Source organism: Candidatus Sulfidibacterium hydrothermale, from assembly GCF_020149915.1.
In the GTDB taxonomy this organism is placed as follows: domain Bacteria; phylum Bacteroidota; class Bacteroidia; order Bacteroidales; family F082; genus Sulfidibacterium; species Sulfidibacterium hydrothermale.
Genome location: NZ_CP083760.1, coordinates 1,495,668 through 1,518,223, shown reverse-complemented (window position 1 = coordinate 1,518,223; position 22,556 = coordinate 1,495,668). Strand labels below are relative to the sequence as shown.

The 22,556-nt window shown below is 41.4% G+C and carries 17 protein-coding genes; 13 read left to right on the top strand and 4 right to left on the bottom strand.

Annotated features, from left to right (window positions below):
- Window positions 1-79 precede the first annotated feature (79 nt).
- The 6 genes from LA303_RS05900 to LA303_RS05875 all read left to right on the top strand — a co-directional run bounded on the left by LA303_RS05900 (window position 80) and on the right by LA303_RS05875 (window position 8,058).
- Complete coding sequence (locus LA303_RS05900) at window positions 80-2,110, top strand: sensor histidine kinase (RefSeq protein WP_240526999.1); 2,031 nt, start codon at window positions 80-82, stop codon at window positions 2,108-2,110.
- Between the two features lie 274 nt (window positions 2,111-2,384).
- Window positions 2,385-2,894, top strand: a complete 510-nt coding sequence (locus LA303_RS05895) for a hypothetical protein (protein ID WP_240526998.1) — start codon at window positions 2,385-2,387, stop codon at window positions 2,892-2,894.
- Window positions 2,895-3,208: 314 nt separating this feature from the next.
- The gene (locus tag LA303_RS05890; protein ID WP_240526997.1) at window positions 3,209-4,390 is read left to right on the top strand and encodes a hypothetical protein; all 1,182 of its coding nucleotides are present in this window, start codon (window positions 3,209-3,211) and stop codon (window positions 4,388-4,390) included.
- 12 nt (window positions 4,391-4,402) lie between these two features.
- Window positions 4,403-5,779, top strand: a complete 1,377-nt coding sequence (locus LA303_RS05885; protein WP_240526996.1) for a sigma-54-dependent transcriptional regulator — start codon at window positions 4,403-4,405, stop codon at window positions 5,777-5,779.
- Between the two features lie 10 nt (window positions 5,780-5,789).
- On the top strand, window positions 5,790-6,227 hold the full coding sequence (locus LA303_RS05880; protein ID WP_240526995.1) for a hypothetical protein: 438 nt from the start codon (window positions 5,790-5,792) through the stop codon (window positions 6,225-6,227).
- Window positions 6,228-6,594: 367 nt separating this feature from the next.
- Complete coding sequence (locus LA303_RS05875) at window positions 6,595-8,058, top strand: SGNH/GDSL hydrolase family protein (protein WP_240526994.1); 1,464 nt, start codon at window positions 6,595-6,597, stop codon at window positions 8,056-8,058.
- A 149-nt stretch (window positions 8,059-8,207) separates the two neighbouring features.
- On the opposite strand, the gene gap is transcribed toward LA303_RS05875, so the two are convergent.
- Window positions 8,208-9,206, bottom strand: a complete 999-nt coding sequence (gap, locus tag LA303_RS05870; protein WP_240527117.1) for a type I glyceraldehyde-3-phosphate dehydrogenase — start codon at window positions 9,204-9,206, stop codon at window positions 8,208-8,210.
- Between the two features lie 133 nt (window positions 9,207-9,339).
- Here gap and LA303_RS05865 point away from each other — a divergent pair, with 133 nt between their 5' ends.
- From LA303_RS05865 to LA303_RS05855, 3 genes are all read left to right on the top strand, one after another.
- On the top strand, window positions 9,340-13,464 hold the full coding sequence (locus LA303_RS05865; protein WP_240526993.1) for a PEP/pyruvate-binding domain-containing protein: 4,125 nt from the start codon (window positions 9,340-9,342) through the stop codon (window positions 13,462-13,464).
- Between the two features lie 493 nt (window positions 13,465-13,957).
- Window positions 13,958-15,748 carry a translation elongation factor 4 gene (lepA, locus tag LA303_RS05860; RefSeq protein WP_240526992.1) on the top strand — a complete coding sequence of 597 codons (1,791 nt, stop codon included), beginning with the start codon at window positions 13,958-13,960 and terminating at the stop codon, window positions 15,746-15,748.
- A 96-nt stretch (window positions 15,749-15,844) separates the two neighbouring features.
- Window positions 15,845-16,315 carry a DUF4293 domain-containing protein gene (locus LA303_RS05855; RefSeq protein WP_240526991.1) on the top strand — a complete coding sequence of 157 codons (471 nt, stop codon included), beginning with the start codon at window positions 15,845-15,847 and terminating at the stop codon, window positions 16,313-16,315.
- Here LA303_RS05855 and LA303_RS05850 read toward each other — a convergent pair.
- Window positions 16,307-16,813 (bottom strand): metallophosphoesterase family protein, encoded by a 507-nt coding sequence (locus LA303_RS05850; protein WP_240526990.1) that lies wholly within the window; start codon window positions 16,811-16,813, stop codon window positions 16,307-16,309. The two genes, LA303_RS05855 and LA303_RS05850, sit on opposite strands and share 9 nt — an antisense overlap.
- A 4-nt stretch (window positions 16,814-16,817) precedes the next feature.
- A complete protein-coding gene (locus LA303_RS05845; protein WP_240526989.1) occupies window positions 16,818-17,723 on the bottom strand; it encodes a DUF3078 domain-containing protein in 906 nt (301 codons plus the stop codon).
- A 104-nt stretch (window positions 17,724-17,827) separates the two neighbouring features.
- Here LA303_RS05845 and LA303_RS05840 point away from each other — a divergent pair, with 104 nt between their 5' ends.
- From LA303_RS05840 to rlmB, 4 genes are all read left to right on the top strand, one after another.
- Complete coding sequence (locus LA303_RS05840) at window positions 17,828-18,814, top strand: endo alpha-1,4 polygalactosaminidase (protein WP_240526988.1); 987 nt, start codon at window positions 17,828-17,830, stop codon at window positions 18,812-18,814.
- A 94-nt stretch (window positions 18,815-18,908) separates the two neighbouring features.
- Entirely contained in the window at window positions 18,909-19,286 is a 378-nt protein-coding gene (locus tag LA303_RS05835; RefSeq protein WP_240526987.1) for a hypothetical protein, read from the top strand.
- A 226-nt stretch (window positions 19,287-19,512) separates the two neighbouring features.
- Window positions 19,513-20,859, top strand: coding sequence for a DNA recombination protein RmuC (gene rmuC, locus LA303_RS05830; RefSeq protein WP_240526986.1), 1,347 nt, complete (start codon window positions 19,513-19,515; stop codon window positions 20,857-20,859).
- A gap of 4 nt (window positions 20,860-20,863) precedes the next feature.
- A complete protein-coding gene (rlmB, locus tag LA303_RS05825; protein WP_240526985.1) occupies window positions 20,864-21,622 on the top strand; it encodes a 23S rRNA (guanosine(2251)-2'-O)-methyltransferase RlmB in 759 nt (252 codons plus the stop codon).
- A 96-nt stretch (window positions 21,623-21,718) separates the two neighbouring features.
- Here the strand turns inward: rlmB and rplS are convergent, their stop codons facing one another.
- Window positions 21,719-22,072, bottom strand: a complete 354-nt coding sequence (rplS, locus tag LA303_RS05820) for a 50S ribosomal protein L19 (protein ID WP_240526984.1) — start codon at window positions 22,070-22,072, stop codon at window positions 21,719-21,721.
- Between the last annotated feature and the right edge of the window lie 484 nt (window positions 22,073-22,556).

The window sequence follows — 22,556 nt, the reverse complement described above, 5'->3', positions numbered from 1 at the left end:
GTCCCCCCGGAAACAATACAACGGGATACATATTGTAAAAAGAATTATTTTTAGGCATTCTTTTTGTTAAAGAATTTTCATGGTGAAAAACAAATTACAATCTTTGCTTCAACAATCGAAGATCATTTTACTGATTTTCATCTCACTGGCCATTTTAATGATCAGCAGTGCCCTTATTGAGTTGAACCAAAGCAAAAAAGATTTGTTCGGGCTCATGAAAGAAGAGTCGCATACCCTGCTTGAGTCTCTTTTAAAAGCATCGCAAAATTCATTACTGGCCAATCAGTATCTCACTTCACTAACCAGAGCACGTTTTATTGACAATGCCAACATGGTGAAAATACTCTATAATAACCGCGATATTTACCCATCCACTTTAAGAAGAATTTGCCAGGAAAATCACATCGAAGACATCTATTTATATAACCGTCAGGGGAAAATCATTCTTTCGGGGAACAATCCGGCCAATAAATACGAGCCGGATACCGTCTTATTGAAAAAAATGATTCAGCCCGTTCTCACCGGCCAGACAGACACTCTTTTTTTAGGCCCCAAAAAGTTTAATCCGTCGTCGCGTTTGGGATTTGTTGTGGCACTTTCCATGAAACAAGGTGGGGCTGTTGTATTAAACATGACTTCCGTCCCATTTCGTCAATTCCGTAAAGAAGTAGGGTTTGGCCCGCTCATCCGGAATGTGGCAGCAGCCAATCCACATATCATTTACATTGCTTTACAGAATGAAGACGATATTTTAGCCGCTACAGGAAAAGTTGACGAACTGGAACCAATTTCGCAGTCGGAGTTTCTTTCCCGGTCATTACACGATTCTGTTGTCATGAGCCGTATTGCCCATTTTGGTTCCCTGGATGTTTTTGAATCCGTTCACCCTTATACATTTCATCATCACACGCTGGGGTTACTGCGTTTAGGCTTATCCATCGAACCAATTAATATTATAAACAAGAGGATTTTACGGCGCATGGTAATGATCACCATCATATTGATTATCATCGGCGTATTCATGTTTACTTTTATTTTTACCCGGCAACGGTTTGACCTTTTACAGAAAAGATATCAGCTGGTGGAGACCTATTCGAGCAACATCATTGAAAATGTAAGTGATGCCATCATTGTTTTTGACGAAGAGGGGGCTGTCCGGATTTTCAACCAGGCTGCCCGAGAAATTTTCGGCATAAGCAAAAAGGTAATTGAACGCTCCGGAGTAGACAGCCTTTTTCCGACAGAAGATTTTAACCATATACTGGAACAAAAATCAGCTCTTCATCAACTTAATTTCCGCATTAACGGACAGCTTAAATATTTGTTGGTTTCCAAAAGCAGTTTTCTGGATGCAGAGAAAAAGAAATATACGATCCTGGTAATTCGTGATCTTACCGATCAAAAGCTGATGGAAAAACAAATCGAAAGGAAAGAACGGTTAACGGCTATGGGCGAATTGGCCTCGGGAGTTGCCCATGAAATCAGGAACCCACTCAACGCCATCAGCACCATTGTTCAACAAATAAAAAAAGATTTTGAGCCCAAAGAAGATGCCGAAGAATATCACGAGCTCATGAACATTGTTTATGGCGAAGTAAAACGTATTAACCAAACCATCCAGGATTTTCTCCGCTTTGCACGACCGGAACCCGTCAACACTTCCCAGTTCAAGATCAGCAACCTGATACACGAAATCCAAAAACAATACGAAACGGTTGCCAAAGAACACAACATAAAATTAAATATTGATCTGCAATGGGATGGCATGGTACAGTGGGATAAAAACCAAATCAAACAGGTTTTTATCAATATTATTCAAAATGCCATCGACGCCATCAACAACAAAGGAAATATTACCATTGCCCTTCATGAAGACAACGAAGATGTTGTAATCACCATTACTGATGACGGACCGGGCATGGATGATACGACCAAAGACAATATTTTCAATCTTTATTTTACCACCAAGGCCAAAGGAACAGGTATTGGCCTGAGTATTGTTCAACGAATCATTTTTGAACACGGAGGGGTAATTTCAGTGGAAAGCAAGCCCCGCCAGGGAACCAGCTTCATTATCCGGTTACCCAAAAAAGCCGGAAACGACGCCTGAATCTGATCATCTCAGCTGAGGATCCCTTCTTCCTATATAACAAGTTAAAAATCTGGTTTCGCACAAAGGAAAAGCCAATCTTATTTTCGACCATTTCGTACTTTTTATCGCCTTACCTGTCGACTCAAGCCGGTATCCCCAACAGGGCAAGAAAACAAGTATCCGACTAACACACTCTATAACAATATATTACAATCTTTGGCACGCCTTTAGATAAGAAGAGACACAGAAACAGAAAATAATTTTTTTATTAACCACTAAAATTTTAAAAGTCATGAAAAATTCAGTAAAAATCTTAGCACTCATCATTGCATTCTTCGCAGCAGGAAATCTTTTTGCACAAGACTCATTGCAAGTACAACACCAGAACAAACATCAGTACAAAGGTCAAAAAATGAACACTGACCAGAACATGAGCAAACAATTTGTTGATTTAAACGGAGACGGCTACAATGATAACGCACCGGATGATGATGGTGATGGTATTCCCAACGGCCAGGATCCGGATTATGTACGTTCCACAACCAGCAAAGCAATGCAGAATGGAAAAGGATTTATTGATGCCGACGGTGATGGCATAAACGACAATGCTTTAGATGCCGATGGTGATGGTATTCCGAACGGACAGGATCCTGACTATGTAAAACCGATGGACGGAACAGGTGCCCAGCATGGTAAAGGACTCAATGCAAACAGCGCTGGCGCTCTTGGAACTGGCGATTGCACCGGAACTGGTACGGCAACCACTACTACCAAAGCCAGCAAAAAAGGAGGCAGAAAATAGTCTCTGACTCCAATCCATATATATATTCCAAAGAGCCGGTTCACTTACCGGCTCTTTTTCGTTAAACATCAAAAGGAACAATAGAAATTTCGACGGGTTTATTATTTCCCTTTTCATAAAAAAGTTCGACCAAAAATTCTTGTCATCGACCATTTGGTCGAATACCTTTCGTTCAAAAAAGCCGGAAAACAGCATAAGATACTAATCATCAATATAATAATATTACCGGCACATTTATTGTTTTAGAAAGATAAATCTTTCAGTAGCATTTTGGAATTGAAAAAGGGAAATTTATCTTTGCAAAAAGAAAAACAATGTCGAAGAAAATTATTTTAAAAGGAATTACGGTCGTGCTGCTCTCCATGCTGGCATCTAACAGTTATGCCCAGATCAATGCAGAAGTAAGTACAACAACTTCCTACGATAATAATATTTATCTTACACCTGATAAAATAAGTGATTTTATAGAAGATGCCGAGCTGCGTCTGGGATATTTTATCAAGCCTCATCCCCAGAAATCGGTTTTGAGCTTGTATAATAATTTTGAATACATCGCTTACATGCAATACGGCGAAAAAAACATCTTCTTAAATAACCTGGGAGCAGCTTATGTACACGCACTGGGAAAAGATAAACATGTGAAACTCTATTTAGGGGGTAACTGGTTTCTCAGAAAGAACAGAACCGAATACAACTATTACGACTACAACCAAATATATATGTACAATAACTGGCAAATACAGATCAATAAAACTTTTCTGAAAGTGGGGTATAATTTCCGATACAGAGATTATGCTTACTTAACCGATCTATCGAATGCCCAACACTATCTGTTTTTACAGCTCAACCATTCTTTCCAGACCCGTACATCCATTATTTTTGAAACAGACTTTGGTTATAAATCTTTTAAAGGAGTGGAAACTTACTCGGTGATTACGGTTCCCACAGGACGTGGCGGGCGACATACAACCACATCCCAAACCACTTCCGAAACAGTCAGGCCATCAATGAGCCACATTATCATTTTAGCCCGTGTGGCCCAATCGATCACCAAAAAAATAGGAATCTACGTTCAATATAAAAGACAAATCAGCCTGACCGATAAAACCGACTATATCAACTTTGACTCTTACTCACAAAACGACGAATTGTTTGACGAACCTTTCAGTTACAGCAGTTCGGGAGTTTCATCCAAACTCACCTTTATTTTTCCTAAAGCATTCAAAATGGAAATATCGGGTTATTATACCAAAAAGAATTACATCAGCGAAAAAGCTTATATCTCAGAGGACGACACCGAGGGATTGGGAGATATCAGGGAAGATACCAAACAAGGGATGAATATGAATATCTCAAAAAGCTTCTCGCCCAAAAACAAACACATTCAATCCATAAAAACATTTTTAAATTACAATTATATTTACAACCAGTCGAACAGTTACTGGTATAACTATGATAATAGCACAATCTCATTTGGTTTATCTTTTCAATTTTAAATAATTAAAACCATGCCGGAATTCAGTATATTGTTAATCGATGACGAGCCTGCTCAGATTACCTCCATCAAGGCGTTTTTAAAACGGCGCCATTACCGGGTTTTCACTGCCGGTTCCGGAGTAGAAGCCATGAAGATCCTCAATAATGAGATGATCGACCTGGTTTTTACCGATTTCCGTATGCCTGACATGAACGGGTTGGAAGTAGTGAAAGCCATCAAGGCGTTCAACCCAGAAATTCCGGTAATTGTAATCACTGCTTTCAGCGATACGGAAGAAGCCGTAAACGTTATGAAAGAAGGCGCTTTTGACTATCTTCCGAAACCAGTAGATTTAGATGAATTGGAAATTCTTGTACGAAAAACACAGGAACTCAATTATCTGAAATCTGAAAACAAGTTGCTCAAAGAACAACTGAAAGAAAAATATAAATTCGACAACATCATATCGCAAAGCAGCGAACTGGAAAATATACTGAATACCGTAAGTCGGGTAGCCCGCAGCAAGGTTACCGTTTTGATTCGGGGCGAAACAGGAACCGGTAAAGAATTAATTGCCAAAGCCATTCATTATGCCAGCGACCGGAGCGACAAGCCAATGATTACAGTAAACTGCGCGGCTTTGTCGGAAGGATTGCTGGAGAGTGAACTTTTCGGACACGAAAAAGGCGCTTTTACCGGTGCCACATCACAGCATATCGGCCGGTTTGAACAAGCCAACGGGGGTACATTATTCATTGACGAAGTAGGAGACATTCCTTTGCAAACCCAGGTAAAACTTCTCCGGGCTTTGCAGTTTGGCGAATTCGAACGGGTGGGCGGATCCAAAACCATTAAAGTTGATGTACGGGTAATTACCGCTACCAACCGTAATTTGGAAGAATTGATTAAAAAAGGAGCTTTTCGCGAAGATCTTTTCTACCGGATTAACGTGATTACCATTACTTTGCCGCCTTTACGCGAACGCAAAACCGATATCCCGCTTCTCATTCGCTATTTTATTTCGCGTTATGCCAAAGAAAATGGCAAACAGGTAGAGGGAATCAGCAAAGAAGCGCAGGATTATCTGATGAAATATCATTTTCCGGGCAACATCAGGGAGCTGGAAAATATTATTGAAAGAGCCGTGGTGCTTACACGAGAAAATATAATCACCACACACGATCTTCCCCGGGGACTTTCTGTTGTTTCAGAAAATAACTTACTCGATCCGGAAGATTTTTCAGATCCGTATACCGAAAAAGTAGCGGCATTTGAAACCGCTATGATTGAAAAAGCATTAAAATTAAAAGAAGGAAATCAAAGCCGGGCCGCACAACTTCTCGGCATAAGCGAGCGACATCTGCGGTCACGCATGCAAAAACTCAATATTACAAATCCAAGAAAATAACAGGAAAACCATGAAAACAAAAACGGCACTTCTAACTACACTATTCACAGCTCTCATGCTGCTGGGCTCCTATACACTCAAAGCACAATCATCCGACACGCTCCGGTCACAAAAGACCATGCATAAAACCCATGTTTTTATTGATAAAGATGGGGACGGATACAACGATAATGCACCCGATGATGATGGCGACGGGATTCCCAACAGCCTTGATCCGGATTGGTATAAGAAAAAGAACCACAAAGCATCTGTTCCATATATTGATGAAAATGGCGACGGAATTAACGACTATCTCGAGGGAGATAACCACACCCCGATGACAGGAAACCAGAAGAAGAATGAGCTGAAATTGAACAGCCCAGGAGAAATGGACAAGACAGGAAGCTCCATCAACACTAAAATGTCAACAACAAAAAATCACATAAAAAAAGGAGGTGGAAAGCGGTAATATAATTCTGCCGCTTTCCATTACTTCCCGGAATTGCCTACTTATTAAAAATTACAAATCAATGCGTTAAAAATTCTTTTCCCGCTTAAGCCAGTCTCTTCAAATTAATTTGCAGGGGCTTGGCTTTTGTTCTTCTAGAATTTTCGCCTAAAAACCGTTCTTGAAAAATTGTTAAATTATCACAAAAACGTTTGCATAACTTCAATAAAACATTTATTTTTACCCGCATGCAAAATCGTTTGACCAAAATAAAGCGCAGGAAAAACGGAGAACCATTTCCATAAATTCCCAAAAGCTTTATGATTATTTTTTACGGATATTTTATCCGGTATATTTATTTTCCATATTAACTTTAAAAATAGTTCACATGAAAAAAATTATTCACATTTTTTACCTTTTTATTTTTACAGGACTTTTATTCTTTGCTTCCTGTTCAGATAGTTCCGACGATAACCCTTCACCGGTTACAGGAAATGTCGATTTCACAAGTTATGTAGCGGTAGGGAATTCTTTAACCGCAGGTTACGCTGACGGAGCGCTGTATATATCCGGCCAGAAATACAGCTGGGCCAACGACTTATCCAAACAGCTGACTACTGTAGGTGGCAATGGAACATTCCGGATTCCTTACATGCCTACAGAATTAGGCGTCGGCGTTTCAGAAAGCTCAACCGGAACACCGGTTCTGCGTACCAAATTGGTATTGGGACAAACAACCGACTGCTTGGGAAGCAATGGCATAGGTCCCGTTCTGGCCGATCCGAATGCCTCACAGGCCGTACTCTATTTTTATTTAGTTGCAAATGTGGCAGCTATGGGACCTTACAACAATATTGGTGTTCCCGGTATCCGGGTTACGGATTTGTTTGATCCCGATTTAGCGGAAAAAAATCCTTACTTCGGACGTATTGCTTACAACACCACCGATACGCTCGAAACTTATGCTGCTAAAGTACATCCCACCTTTTTCACGTTGTGGATAGGAAATAATGATGTACTTGGCTATGCAACTTCGGGAGGAACCGAAGCCATCACACCGATGGAAGGCGATGTAGGAACTGGATTCCAGGCAAGTATGGAAGCCGAAGTAAAATATCTCACATCCATTACTACCGGCGGAGTCATTGCAGACATCCCCGATATCACATCAATTCCTTATTTTAATACCATCCCATACGATGCAATTACCTTAACCAATCAAAGCCAGGCCGATCAACTGAATGCGGCTTATGCAAATTACAATGCCACCATGGAAAGCCTGGGACTTCCCTACAGGATTAATTTTCAGGTAGGAGCAAATCCCATGGTTATTGCTGACGCAGACATGCCACTTCCCGACAGCCTTTCTTTCCTGAAAATCAGACAAATGAAAAGCGACGAGTTGGTTATCCTTGAAACTCCGCTGGATTCTATTAAATGTGGGGGCTGGGGAACCATTAAACCGGTGGCTAACCAATATATTTTAACTGAAAATGAAATTGCAACCGTAAAAAAAGCTACGGATGATTTTAATGCCATAATGAAAAACCTGGCAGATGAATACAACCTGGCTTTTGTGGATTTCAACAGCATCATGAAAGATATCGATCAAAACGGGATCACCATGAACGGGATCACCTTTACTACAAAATACATTACCGGAAACCTCTTCTCTCTGGACGGAATCCATCTGACTCCTCAGGGAAATGCTGCCGTAGCTAATTATTTTGTTCAGGCTATCAACGATAAATATGGAACTAAAATTCCGGAAATTGACGTCAGTACTTTCCCGGCAATTCAAATACCGGACAAAACAGCGAAAGTATGCATCAAACCCGTATCGTACCCGTGAAATATAAAAATGCCAAATTAATTACCGTTTGTTTATAGTAGTCAATAGAAAAAGGGGGCCAAGGCCCCCTTTTTCATTTTCAACTTTAATTAACCTAAATTACCTATGAAAAAACTTACTTTTAACGAGCAAGAATATTTCCATTTTTATTACGCCATAGCTTTTTCAATCAGATCAACTACACGGGTGGAATAACCCCACTCGTTATCGTACCATGAAAGTACTTTCACGGTTTTTCCCTGAACCATCAATGCCGAAGCATCGTAAATGGATGAATGACTGTTATGAATCACATCCACCGATACAATCGGATCTTCGCAATATTCCAGGATACCTTTCATCGGACCTTCGGCAGCTTCTTTCATTGCTGCATTGATCTCATCGGCAGAAGCTTCGGTTTTCAGATTGGCCACCAAGTCAACCAGCGAACCGGTCGGCGTAGGAACACGAACAGCCATACCGTCCAGTTTACCGTCTAAGTCAGGGATAATTTTACCCACTGCTTTGGCAGCTCCGGTTGTTGTCGGGATCTGTGAAACAGCAGCCGAACGGGCTCTCCTCAAATCAGAATGGGGAGCATCCAAGATCCTTTGGTCGTTAGTGTATGAGTGAATAGTCGTCATCAGCGCATTTTCAATTCCGAAACGGTCGTTGAGCACTTTGGCCACCGGTGCAAGACAGTTGGTAGTACAACTGGCATTGGAAATACACTGGTCTTCATCGCGCAATTCATTGTCATTTACGCCAAGAACAATCATGTTATCAATTTCATCTTTGGCCGGAACGGTAAGAATCACTTTTTTGGCTCCGTTTTTCAGGTGGTCACCATAACCGCCTTTGTTGCTTTCGCGTGTACGGAAAATACCCGTTGATTCCACTACTACATCCGGAGTTTCTGCCCATTTGATTTCCAGCGGAGAACGTTCGGCAGTAACCGGAATTCTTTTCCCATTTACAATTAACGCGCCGTCGTCATGTTCAACAGTTCCGTTAAATTTTCCCTGGGTAGAATCATATTTCAACAAATGGGCTAATGTTTTGGTATCGGTAATATCGTTGATACCGATAATTTCGAGGTTATCTCTTTCAAAAGCGATTTTGAAGACGTTTCTTCCGATACGCCCAAACCCGTTGATACCAATTTTAATTTTTGTCATGGCTTTAGTTTTTTTAATTAATCATTAATGAGTTTTAAAGAATAAGCTAACTTTGTCCATTATCTGTTTGCGAGAGCAAAAATACCAAATAAAAGAAGTAAATTTTCATTCGAAGCGATCAACCATGGAAAAAAAATTCATCTCCAAAGCCCTTGAAGCCAACCTGGCCGAAACCCGTTATCGAGACATTAAAATCCCCCCTGAATATCAGGCATTTATAAATCTGTCAAAAAAGTATTACGGAATTCACAAACGCGCAAACGATTGCATAATCGAATATCAGCACCCTTTCAGTAACAAAAAATTTGTTATTGAAGAACTCCGCAAAATATTAATTACCGATTATTGGTTTTATATCGCGCTGGAAAATCCGGCACAAGCCTTCCGTGTTCCCCTGAAATTATTAGGGAATTTACTGGGCGACCCAAAAGTAAACGACCTGCTTAAAACCTTTATTCTGCGCACACTGCTCGAGTTTAGCCGGCAAATACATCGCGAAAAGAAACCACTGAAACCTCTGCTGGAATTTTGTTGCCAAATACTCACCGACCAGTTTACGGACAATAAGAAAAGTTACATTGAAGCTTCGCGTTATTTCAAGAAATATTTGAAAGAAATGGCTGACGATCCGCAATTCTCCCCATCGGTTTTTCAGCTAACCTATAATATTTACGAAGCTTCTATTATCTTTTGGGAAAATGACAGCCGCATTGAAGAATGGATTAAAAACAAAAAGAATGTTCTAAAGATTAATCCCAAAGTTTTAAAAGATCAAATCGGACAACCATGGTTCAAAGAATTGAAAAGCCAGCTTCCGAAAATAAAAACCTGGGACGAACTGACCAGTCAAATTCCTGACTTTGACGAGATCGGCGAACGGTTTACCCAAGCCGTTGACCTTTTCCCCACTTTTATTGAAAAATTCTATTACATCTTTTACTTACTCAAACTCGACGGACTTCGGGACGAAAAAGAACGACTCATCTGGCGGCTGAATAAGATGTTGGTTCAAACCATGAAAGAGGTGGACAAAACCAACGTCATTGCGTTTATTGACCAACTATTTCAATACCTTGAAGAGCTAAAAGCAGATTATGGCTCAGCGGTATTGGACATCCTGCTCACCGTAGGGAAAAAAGTTATCGATATTGACGACACCGATGAGCGACTGCTTATCACACACATGGAAAACAAGCTGATCCATTTTGGATTTGAAACTCCCGGAATGGTTTATGTGAACGAAGACTGGCAGCTGCACATCAACGAAAACCACATCAAAAACATCCGGGTCTGGCTTGAGCTGATCGAATACTCCCAGTCGGAAATGGAAAACCTGTTGTCGGCACTCATTGTTAACCTGAAACTCGGCGGTATTTTCATTAGCGATACGGATTTGTTCCAACGCGAGATTACCAAGATTCTCAATTCAAACATTGCACCCTTTTACAAAAAGGTCAAGCAGCTTACCCGGATTTTTCCGGTTTATTTCAACGAAATCGGTGCCGAAGGTGAAATCCGGAAGGTAACCACCACCATGGATGAAATTTCGCATCGCGAAGACAAGCTCATCCATTTTCTGCGCAAGCAGGTGCATACCGAAAGTAATAACACATTGATTGATTTGACTTACCGGATCTTTCAATTCTGGTATGATGGCAATCTGGAAAATTTGAAAGATGCACTTCCTCAAAATGTGTACGACAGCATTGACAAAAAAAGCCGGTGGTTTGCCCCGGTGCATAAAATGGTTCGCGAATTATGCGAAACGGCTCAAATGTCACCACGCGAGGTCTTATCTCTTGAAGAAGATGAATTTGAACAGTGGCTGGATAAAATCATCTATAAAAACGAAAAAGACATTGAACGACTGCGTGATATCCGTTCGCTGTACGCCTTTCTAAAAGAAAAATATTCCTTTGAAACGGTTGACATCATCAACCTGCTGAAAAAATACGCCTATATTCCGGATAAAGATATTGAAAAGCTACGGGTAGCCCTTGACAACCAGGATATAGAAAGTTCGCTCAAGCTGATTTACAGTTTCATGAATCACCTGAAAGAAATTATTTTTAATCCCAAACCCAGTCAAAGCTGGGAAAACATTTACCATAAACGACACATTGCCATTGGCATTCCATCGATGTACGGCGTATACCGCGAGCCCAAATTCGAAGCACTCGGACTTACGTTCCGGTTGGAAAAAGTAGCCACCCGGCTGATGGAGAAAGTGGTGGAAAACATCAACCTTAATTACATTTCAGGGAAAACACTAAGCAACATTTATGTCATCCTAAACTATTTCAAAGAAGGACTTGACCTGGACGGAATCACCAACCAAAGTTTCAACTCTAACCTGCTCATGCTGAAATACAGTCTGGTTTCGCAAAGTTTCTCCTTCGATCAATATATCAACATCTTTCAGTTTGTAGCCGATAACGTCAAGAAAACACTCATTAAATACTTTTTAAAAACTTACGAAGTCCCGCTAAAGATTGTCATTCCCCAGCTCTTTGACAAAGAACACAAGCTAAGCGACAAAAAAAGGCAGGAATTGATCAATAAAGTTTCGGAAGAATTTTACCGTGATACCATTGCAGAAGCCTTTTTGATGCAGCCACTGGACAACTTTGTATCGCGTATTCTTGAATCGCTCCGCAATATGGCTGATAACCTGCCGCCCGAAATGATCAAAGAGGTGATGTCATACAATTCTGACCTTATCATTGCCCGGCTGGCCCATGCCAATCCGAATCTCGACAATCAGGTTTTTCTCGGCTCCAAAGCGTACCACCTGAAAATTTTACGTATGGCCGGTTTTCCGGTCCCCCCCGGTTTTGTAATCACCACTGAGGTTTTCCGGCGTCATGCCGCCATCATGAAACATCCGGAACTACGCAAAGAGATGTATGACATGATCCGTCAACATTTGCATAAAGTGGAAAAAGTAGCCGGAAAACAATTTGGCAATCCTAAAAATCCGCTTTTGCTTTCGGTACGTTCCGGCACAGCCATCTCGATGCCCGGAGCCATGGACACAGTCCTTAACGTGGGAATGAATGACGAGATTACCGAAAAATTAAGCCGGAAACCCGGCTTTGAATGGTCGGCATGGGATTCGTACCGGCGCTTGCTGCAAAGCTGGGGAATGGCCTTCGGACTTACCCGCGATGAATTTGACGAAATCATGAATGGCTTTAAAGTAAAAACGGGAATTGAACAAAAGGGAGATTTCCCGCCCACTACCATGCGCAAAATTGCTTACGCATACAAACAAAAGCTTATCGATTCGAAAATTCATTTTGAAGAAAATGTCTTTGAACAACTCATGACCACCGTTAATCTGGTTTTCGAATCCTGGTCATCCGAGCGGGCCATTGTTTACCGCAAGCATCTGCAAATAGCCGACGAATGGGGTACCGCTGTTATCATCCAACAAATGATCTTCGGCAACAAAAAAAGCAGTTCGGGAAGCGGTGTGGTCTTTACCCAAAACCCGAAAATCTCAAAGCAAGGCGTCAATCTTTATGGCGACTTCACTTTCCAAAGTCAGGGGGAAGATATTGTAGCCGGGCTGGTAAAACCTTATCCTGTCAGCAAATCTCAAAAACTGGGTGACCGCGAAGAAATGATTTCTCTCGAAGAAAAATACCCGTTGCTTTATAAAAAGCTGTACGACATTGCAGTAGACCTTACCGAAAATCTGGGATATAATCCTCAGGAAATAGAATTCACCTTCGAATCGGAAAACCCGGAAGATTTATACATTTTGCAAATCCGCGATATGGACATGTCATCGTTCCAGACCATTCAACGGTTTAAAACGTCACCGGATAAAATGCATCTCTCCGGTCGCGGTATTGGTATTGGCGGCGGGGCACTGAACGGCCGTGTAGCCATCGATATGGACGATATCAACTTTCTTCGTAATAAATATCCTGACGAAGCAGTTGTTTTGCTGCGTCCTGATACGGTTCCCGATGACATCGGCATGATTTTCGAAACCGACGCGTTGCTAACCGCCAAAGGCGGCGCCACATCTCATGCTGCCGTCACTGCAGTACGGCTTGGAAAAGCCTCCGTGGTTAACTGTACCGCCCTGTACGTGAACGAAGACAAAAAAGTATGTCAGCTGAACAATGATGTTTTCCACGTAGGCGACAAGATTGCTATTGACGGCCTGCTCGGAAACGTTTACAAAGGCCACTACCCTATCCAGGATGGAAACGAACCTTTGGATTTCAGGTTTTAGTTTGGAATTTTTCTTGGGATTTGTCTTTTTGTCTTTTGGGATTTTTAACCTGGTCACTGGTCATTCGGAATGATGAACGATAAGTGATGAATGGTGATTGGTGAATAGTGAATAGTGAATGGTGAATTGTTGATTTTCAGTATTTTACCTGTATTTTCACTGTCATCCTGAACGAAGTGAAGGATCTCAAAAAACTGGCAATAGTTAAAATAGATTCTTTGCTATGCTCAGAAGGACAAAAGAAGTTGATTTCTGGAATTTGTCTTTTGTTTTTTGGAACTTCGTTTGTCATTTGCTTTTTTGTCTTTTGGGATTTCCCACTTTAGGCACTTCAAACTTTAGGCACTTGAAGTATTTGAAGTACTTGAAGTTTGAAGTTAAAAGTACTTAAAGTTAATCAGATTCATATCTCGGGTTTATAACCCCTGTCTGATTCTCCAAACAAAGCAAATATCCGTTTCTTCTGCCAATATTTTCGTACTTTTGCCACCCTATGAAAAACATAAGAAACTTTTGCATTATTGCCCATATCGACCACGGTAAAAGCACGTTAGCAGACCGGTTACTGGAATACACCGGAACGGTCTCTCAACGCGAAGCTCAGGCACAGGTACTGGACGATATGGATTTGGAACGCGAGCGGGGAATCACCATTAAAAGCCACGCCATACAGATGGATTATGAACAGGACGGACAAAAATATGTACTGAACCTGATTGACACGCCTGGTCATGTGGATTTTTCTTATGAAGTTTCACGGTCTATTGCTGCCTGCGAAGGCGCCCTACTGGTGGTAGATGCCACGCAAGGTATTCAGGCACAAACCATTTCGAACCTTTACCTGGCCATTGAACACGATCTGGAAATTATTCCTGTACTCAACAAAATGGATCTGGCCAACGCCATGCCTGATGAAGTAAAAGACCAGATTGTGGACATGCTGGGATGTGATTATGAAGATATTATTGAAGCCAGCGGAAAAACAGGATACGGCGTAGACAAAATTCTCGAAAATATTGTCCACAAAGTTCCGGCACCCAAAGGCGATCCGAAAGCTCCGCTACAGGCCCTTATCTTTGATTCGGTTTTTAATCCTTTTAGAGGAATTATTGCTTATTTCCGGATTTTTAACGGCGAGATCAGAAAAGGAGACCGGGTAAAATTCGTCAACACCGGCAGGGAATACAATGCTGATGAAATCGGAGTGTTGCGCCTGAAACAAGAGCCGCGGCAAAAACTGGAAACTGGCGATGTGGGATACATCATCTCGGGAATCAAAACGTCACGGGAAGTAAAAGTGGGCGACACCATTACCCACGTAGAAAATCCTTGCTCCGAAGCCATTTCGGGTTTTGAAGATGTAAAACCCATGGTTTTTGCCGGCATCTATCCTACCGATGCCGATGATTATGAAGAGCTGCGTGCAGCCATTGAGAAGTTGCAGCTTAATGATGCTTCGCTTACTTTTGAACCCGAATCGTCGCTGGCACTGGGCTTTGGTTTTCGTTGCGGATTTCTCGGATTGCTGCACATGGAAATTATTCAGGAGCGACTTGACCGCGAATTTGACATGAGCGTAATTACCACCATGCCCAATGTTTCGTACCGGGTAATTACCAATAAAAAAGAAGTAATCGAAGTGCATAATCCTTCGGGGCTCCCTGAACAAAAATACATTGATCACATTGAAGAACCTTTTATCCGGGCACAAATTATTACCCGTACCGAATATATCGGCCCACTCATCAAACTCTGTCTGGACAAACGGGGAGAGCTCAAAAACCAGGTGTATCTGTCCACCAGCCGGGTAGAACTTACCGTGGATATGCCATTGGGAGAAATTGTTTTTGACTTTTACGACAAACTGAAAAGCATCTCAAAAGGCTATGCTTCGTTTGATTATCACATTTCGGGCTATCGTCCGGCCAAGCTGGTCAAACTGGATATTTTGCTTAACGGCGAGCCGGTAGATGCACTTTCTACCTTGATTCATCAGGACAATGCTTACAGCTTTGGCCGGAGAATTTGTGTCAAACTAAAAGAGCTGATCCCAAGGCAACAATTTGACATTGCCATTCAGGCAGCTATCGGAGCAAAGATTATTGCCCGCGAAACCATTAAAGCCGTCCGGAAAGATGTAACTGCCAAATGTTACGGTGGCGACATCACCCGAAAACGGAAATTGCTTGAAAAACAGAAAAAAGGGAAAAAACGAATGCGTCAGGTAGGCAATGTAGAAGTCCCACAAAAAGCTTTTCTTGTTGTACTAAAACTCAATGAGTAAACCGAATGTCTGTTTCCTGTTATTTTCTTTCCAAAATCCGGAAAGAGAAAAAGGTTTATCCTTAATTTTGCCCTGTATTTTCAAAATAGAAAAACCATGATTCAACGTAAACAAACCATCTTTCTTTTATTGGTCATTATAGCTTCCGTTATCAGTTTCTTTTTTCCTTTAGCCCAATTTATCGGAGCAAAAGAATCCATTGTGCTATACGTACAAAAAGCACACAGTCTGGTTCCGGATTCTGCTTTTAACAAAAATACTTATTTCAGTCTTCCCCTGCTTTCGGCCACCGGTTTTGTCATTCTTTTTTCTTTGATTACCATATTCTTATACAAAAACCGGAAAACCCAGATGCAAATCATCAAAGTGTGTATTCTGGTAGAAGTAATTTTTATAGGACTTTTCTTCTTTTACTATGTCAATACGCTGCAAAAACTTACCGGTGCCACTGCCGAATATAAAACAGCCGTGTTCATGCCGCTGATTGCTCTGGTTTTTCTTGTACTGGCCTATCGCGGCGTGTTACAGGACGAAAAGTTGGTGCGCAGCGCTGATCGTTTACGCTAATCGTTTTTTGCGATCAATATCCAATATTTCCAGGTCGGACGGACGCCCGTTTTCTATTTTAAAACGCACCAGCGTAATGCTTTTATGAAATCCGGAATTCCCGGCAGCACCGGGATTGATATGCAATAAATGGTGCCGTTGATCGGGCATAACCTTTAAAATATGGGAGTGGCCAGAGATAAAAAGCCCGGGACGGTGTTCTTCAATCAGCTTCCTTACTTTCGGCAGATAACGTCCCGGATAACCTCCAATATGGATCATCAGAACTTTTAACCCTTCCACCGTAAACAGATTAATTTCAGGAAAACGCTTCCGGATTTCCTGCCCGTCGATATTTCCATAAACCGCCCGCACAACGGCCAGTGTTTCCAGCTGGTCAATTACCGACAGGCTACCCACATCACCGGCATGCCAAATTTCGTCGCAACCGGCAAAAAACCCCGGAATTCGCGGATGGAAAAATCCGTGTGTATCCGACAATAAGCCAATCTTTTTCAACCGGTTAAAAGTTAAATCCTACTCCCACCATGAGCAGCTGTTTAAACTGAGTACGCGGCCCGATATTTCCGTCAGCATCCGCAATCTTCACCCGGTCGTCATACAACACCGTAGTGCTGAAATTGACATTCAACCAACTGTTCACCTTCATGTTAATATCGGTTTGCCAGTCGGTTACTATATTTTGCGGTTTATCCAGGTAGTTGGAAAAAAGGTCGAGTTTAGTCGCCAGTGTAACATTCTTGGCAATTTCATATTTCAAGATGATCAACATCCGGGCTCCAAAGTCAAGCCGGCTTTTTTTAGCATGGGCAATGATGTTCCCATCAGCATCACGTACAGCCGGATCTAAACCAAAAGATCCCAAATCAGCCAATCGCTGGTCGTTTACAACGACCCAATGCATATTTGCCGGCGAGATATTGACAGAAAACCACTTTACCGGTTTATATAAAAAGCCGGGACCAAAATCAATATAAGCCGGAGCCAGAAAATGAGAAACCGCCGTGGACGAATCCACCGCATAATCATAACCATTGGCAAATTGTGATTTAAAACTGGCCACCGCTGTCATCGACCAATATTTTGAAATATTTCGTTTATACGTAGAAATAAATTCGATTTTGTCATCGGTTTTCATCGGATCGGCATCTCCTATCACACTATATCCCAACGCCATATTTATCCAGTTCAGCCAGGCATCTTTTCCTTTGGCATAATCAAGATGCATGGAATATTTCCCGATGATTCCAAAATTGTTTTCTCCACCGGCCGCCCAGTTCGAGAAATAGTTCTGGTTAACATTTAACCCGACTTTACCTTTTACTTTCCAGTATTTAACCGTATCGTTTTGTGCCTGTAACCCTGCAGCAATTGCCAGTAATAACAGTAGAATTGAAATTTTTCGCATAAAAAAGTATTTTAAAATATTGAAAATCCGTTTTCATAATCCCGGGCGACAAAAGTAAAAAAATTATACTTTTGGACTTCCTGAACAAAAAACGCACTTCTTTTATGCTAAAAAAACTCTTCCCCGTCTTGTTCTTACTCTTGCTGCTATTTGCCGGATGCAGCACCGGTTCTGTTGAAAAGTCAACCATTGACTACAGGGAGGAGATGCGCCACTTTGTGGAAAATATCAGTCAATACGCCAAAAGTGAACATCCTGATTTTATCATTATTCCTCAAAACGGCATTGAGCTGGTAACCCAAAATGGAAACCCGGATGACAAACCGGCAACTTATTATCTTCAAGCCATTGACGGAAACGGACAAGAAGACCTTTTTTACGGTTACGATAAAGAAAACGAAGCTACACCGGTTTCGGTTTCGGACAACCTGAAAACATGGCTGAATGTAGCAAAAGATGCAGGAAAAACCATTCTTGTAACCGATTATACCAACGACACAATACAAATAGCTACATCCTATAAAAAGAACTCGCTTTTAGGATACCTTTCGTTTGCTGCTGATCATCGGGATTTAAACAGCATTCCTCCTTATCCCAAACAACCCTATAATAAAAACGACCGGAACATTAACAACCTGAACGATGCGAAAAACTTTCTGTATCTAATTAATCCAGAATATTTTAAAACGAAATCTGATTTTATCAAAGCACTAGATAGTACCGATTATGATTTAATCATCATGGACTTATTCTTCAATGACGGAACGATGTTTTCTGCTGACGAAATAAAAGAGCTACAAACCAAAGCACACGGAGGCAAACGATTAGTCATTGCTTATCTTTCTATTGGGGAAGCAGAAGATTATCGTTATTATTGGAAATCCACTTGGCAGAAAACGCCCCCACGCTGGCTTGAAAAAGAAAATCCCAACTGGCCCGGAAATTACAAAGTAAAATATTGGGACCCGCAATGGCAAGCGATCATATACGGCAACGACAGCTCTTACCTGCATAAGATCCTGCAAGATGGCTTTGACGGCGCTTATCTTGATGTTATTGATGCTTTTGAATACTTTGAATCGCAGGAATAATATTTTTCATTCAATTCTTTTTTTATACTTTTATTTTTTTAAATTTGTTCTGTAACTCACATGTTTTTAACTTCTTTAAAATAAAATATTGCAAATGAAAAAATTCACATTTTCCACTCTTTTCCTGGCAGTCCTCTTTATTGGTTTAATTTCCTGCAATAAAGACGATTCAGACAACACTTGTAACATAGGAAAATCTGATACTGCTCCCATAGCAATGGATATCCATTTTTCGGCAACACAAACTGGTGACGGAACCATTGCGACATTGACCTACGAGGTAGGAAACACAAAAGAAACAGTCACCAATCCTTCTTTACCCTGGTCAATCGACGTACAAGCTGCTGCCGGTGATGCCATTTCTATTACCGCAAGCGGGACTGCCGATAACGGAAGTATTGAAGTATCTTATGATGGAATCAGCGGAACAACCGAAATAAAAGGCGAAGACTACTGTTCTCACTCAAAATGACAGGAAAATTCCGGATAAAGAACCGTCCCAAAAGGATGAGTATGCGGTCTTTCGAAAAAACATAACGAAGTAAGCTTCTCATCATCAATGTATATGATTTTGTACAATTCCTTCTTCCCCAACCAGGCAGACCGGAAGGGAGGCTTTTTGGACAACCTTTCCCCGATTCTCGTTAAACCGGCTGTTTTCTAAAAATATTCTGTTATTTTTACTCAAAAAAATAAGCATGGAACTCGTCTATCTTTTTTCCGGCATTCTCATTGGCATTGTAGCAACCTATCTATTTACCAAACAAAAACTTACGGCATCCCAGGCCATACTACAAAACCAACTCGAAAAACAGGAGAAAGAGTTTCTTGCCGAAAAAACGGCACTGGAAAAAGAAAACAGCATACGGGAGGAACGGATTCGATCCCTGCAACAAGAAAAAGAGGCTGTTCTAAAATCAACAGAACAACTCCGGGAAGAAAAAGAAACCGCCGAAAAACAGATCGTAGCTTTGCGTTCTGAATATAAACACCTACAGGAAAAACTGGACAATGAACGTTCTGAAATTGAAAAACTGCAGGAAAAATTCAAAACCGAGTTTCAAAATGTGGCTAACACCATTCTAAAACAAAATACCCGTGAGTTTAACGAAACCTCGCAAAAAAACATGAGCGATTTGCTGAATCCGCTAAAAGAAAAAATTACCGCATTCGAAAAAAAGGTGGAGGAAACGTATCAAAAAGGCAAAATCGACCAAACCATTTTAAAAGAAGAGCTGAAACGCCTGCAGGAACTGAATGCCAAACTGGGTGAAGAAGCCGGCAACCTCACCAAAGCCTTGAAATCAGATCCTAAAAAACAAGGAAACTGGGGTGAAGTGGTACTCGAACGTATTTTGGAAAGCTCAGGGCTCATTAAAAATGAAGAGTATTTCCTGCAGCAAACCACAACCGGAGAAGGAAATAAGATTTACCGTCCCGATGTTGTGATTAAGCTTCCTGAAAACAAGCACCTGGTTATCGACTCTAAAGTTTCGCTTACTGCTTTTCAACAATACATTGGAGCAGAAGATAAAACCCAAAAAGAGCAGTTTTTAAAACAACACCTGCACTCTATCCGCAACCACGTGAAAGAACTCAGTGAAAAGAACTATCAAAACCTGAAAGAGCTGAACACCCCTGATTTTGTACTCATGTTCATGCCGGTAGAACCGGCTTTCGGTATTGCTGTCCAGGCCGATGCCGACTTGTTTAACTTTGCCTGGGAAAAACGCATTGTCATTGTCAGTCCCACTACCCTGCTGGCCACACTGCGTACGGTAGCTTCTATCTGGAGTCATGAAAAGCAAACCCGTAATGCCCTTGAAATTGCCAAACAAGGAGGAAAACTTTATGACAAGTTTGAAGGCTTTCTCAAAGATCTGGAAAAAATCGGTGATAACCTGAATAAAGCACAGATGTCCTATACCGAAGCACACAAAAAACTGGTTTCAGGACGCGGAAACCTTTTAGGACAGGTAGAAAAACTGAAGACGATGGGAGCCAAAGCCACCAAACAAATCGACAAAAAATATCTTGAAGAATAAGTCCATGCGCGAAAAAGAAGACAAACAAGAAATGGTTTACGGTATCCGTCCGCTAATGGAAGCCCTTGATGCAGGCAAAGAAGTGGAAAAAGTTTTTATTCAAAAAGGACTGGGCGGAAACACTTTTCGTGAACTTATGCCGCTTTTAAAAGAACGGCAAATACCTTATCAGGTAGTTCCTGTAGAAAAGCTGAACCGGCTCACACGCAAAAATCATCAAGGTGTGGTGGCCTATATCTCCCCCATTACTTTTTATGATATCGAACAACTACTCCCCACCATCTACGAATCAGGAGAAACACCTTTTATACTTATCCTGGATAAAATCAGTGATGTACGAAACTTCGGGGCCATTTTGCGCACAGCAGAAAGTGCCGGGGTACAAGCAGTGCTCATTCCTTCCAAAGGGGCTGCACAACTCAATTCCGGAACCATTAAATCTTCAGCCGGAGCCATATTTAAGGTACCCATATGTCGTACACACAACCTAAAAACAGCCATCACTTTTCTAAAAAACAGCGGCTTGCGCATTGCGGCAGTAACGGAGAAAGCCGAAAAAGTACATTTTGAGACAACCCTCACCGGCCCTCTGGCACTCATTATGGGCTCCGAAGGAGAAGGGATTTCACCCGAATACCTGAAACTTGCCGATGTAAAAATCCGCATCCCTATGCTCGGACAAATTGCTTCACTCAACGTATCAGCCGCCACGGCTGTTATCCTTTACGAAGTGGTACGCCAGCGCCTGCAAGAAAAAGAATAATTCCTTCTTGCATCTTTCAGTTTCCCAACCCCAAGAAACGGCATAAAAAAAGCCAACCCTTTCCGGATTGGCTTACGATGCTTTAAAACAAAATGTTTACTGTCTTTTTTCTTTGATACGGGCTTTTTTACCACGCAGATTACGGAAGTAGAAAATACGTGCACGACGGACAACACCCACTTTGTTTACCACAATTTCTTCAATAAAAGGTGAAGAAACAGGAAAAATACGTTCTACGCCTACATTACCCGAAATTTTACGGACGGTAAAAGTAGCGGTCGGACCACTGCCGGCACGCTGCAATACAACCCCCTGAAATTTCTGCAAACGCTCTTTGTTTCCTTCTTTGATTTTATAAGTAACGGTAATGGTATCACCCGCTTTAAACTTCGGAAAATCTTTGACTTCCACCGTGTCTTCCACCAATTTAATAAGTTCCTGCTTGCTCATGGTTTTATGTTTGTAACGTTCTCTCAAAAATGAGTGCAAATATACAGCTATTTCCTGAATTACAAATTATTTTTTTGAAAAGTTTTTTTCATTGCCTGAGTAAGGCTGGCCAAGTTCCGTTTAATACTCCAACAATAATATTTTTAAAAAAGAGATACTTTATTAAGGTATTTCATCTTCCTTGAACGGGTTTTTAAACAACCGGAGGAATTCCATTTTTTCCTTTTCGCTAATTTCATCCTCCGGGCGAACGCCATTACTTTTCAAGCCCTGTCCAACTTGAAAAGTAGAGCGACCGGATGAACAAAGAAAAACCCCATTCGTTCCATTCGTGTAATCCGATGATGAAAATCTCTGGATGAGCAAATGATCCCAATACCCATTCGGATTTGTATTACGGGTATGCCTTCGAAAAAATCCGGACCTTTTAACGCACAGGATTAAATTCCTCCCAACTGTCTCCAGTTCCTCCATAAATTGTAAA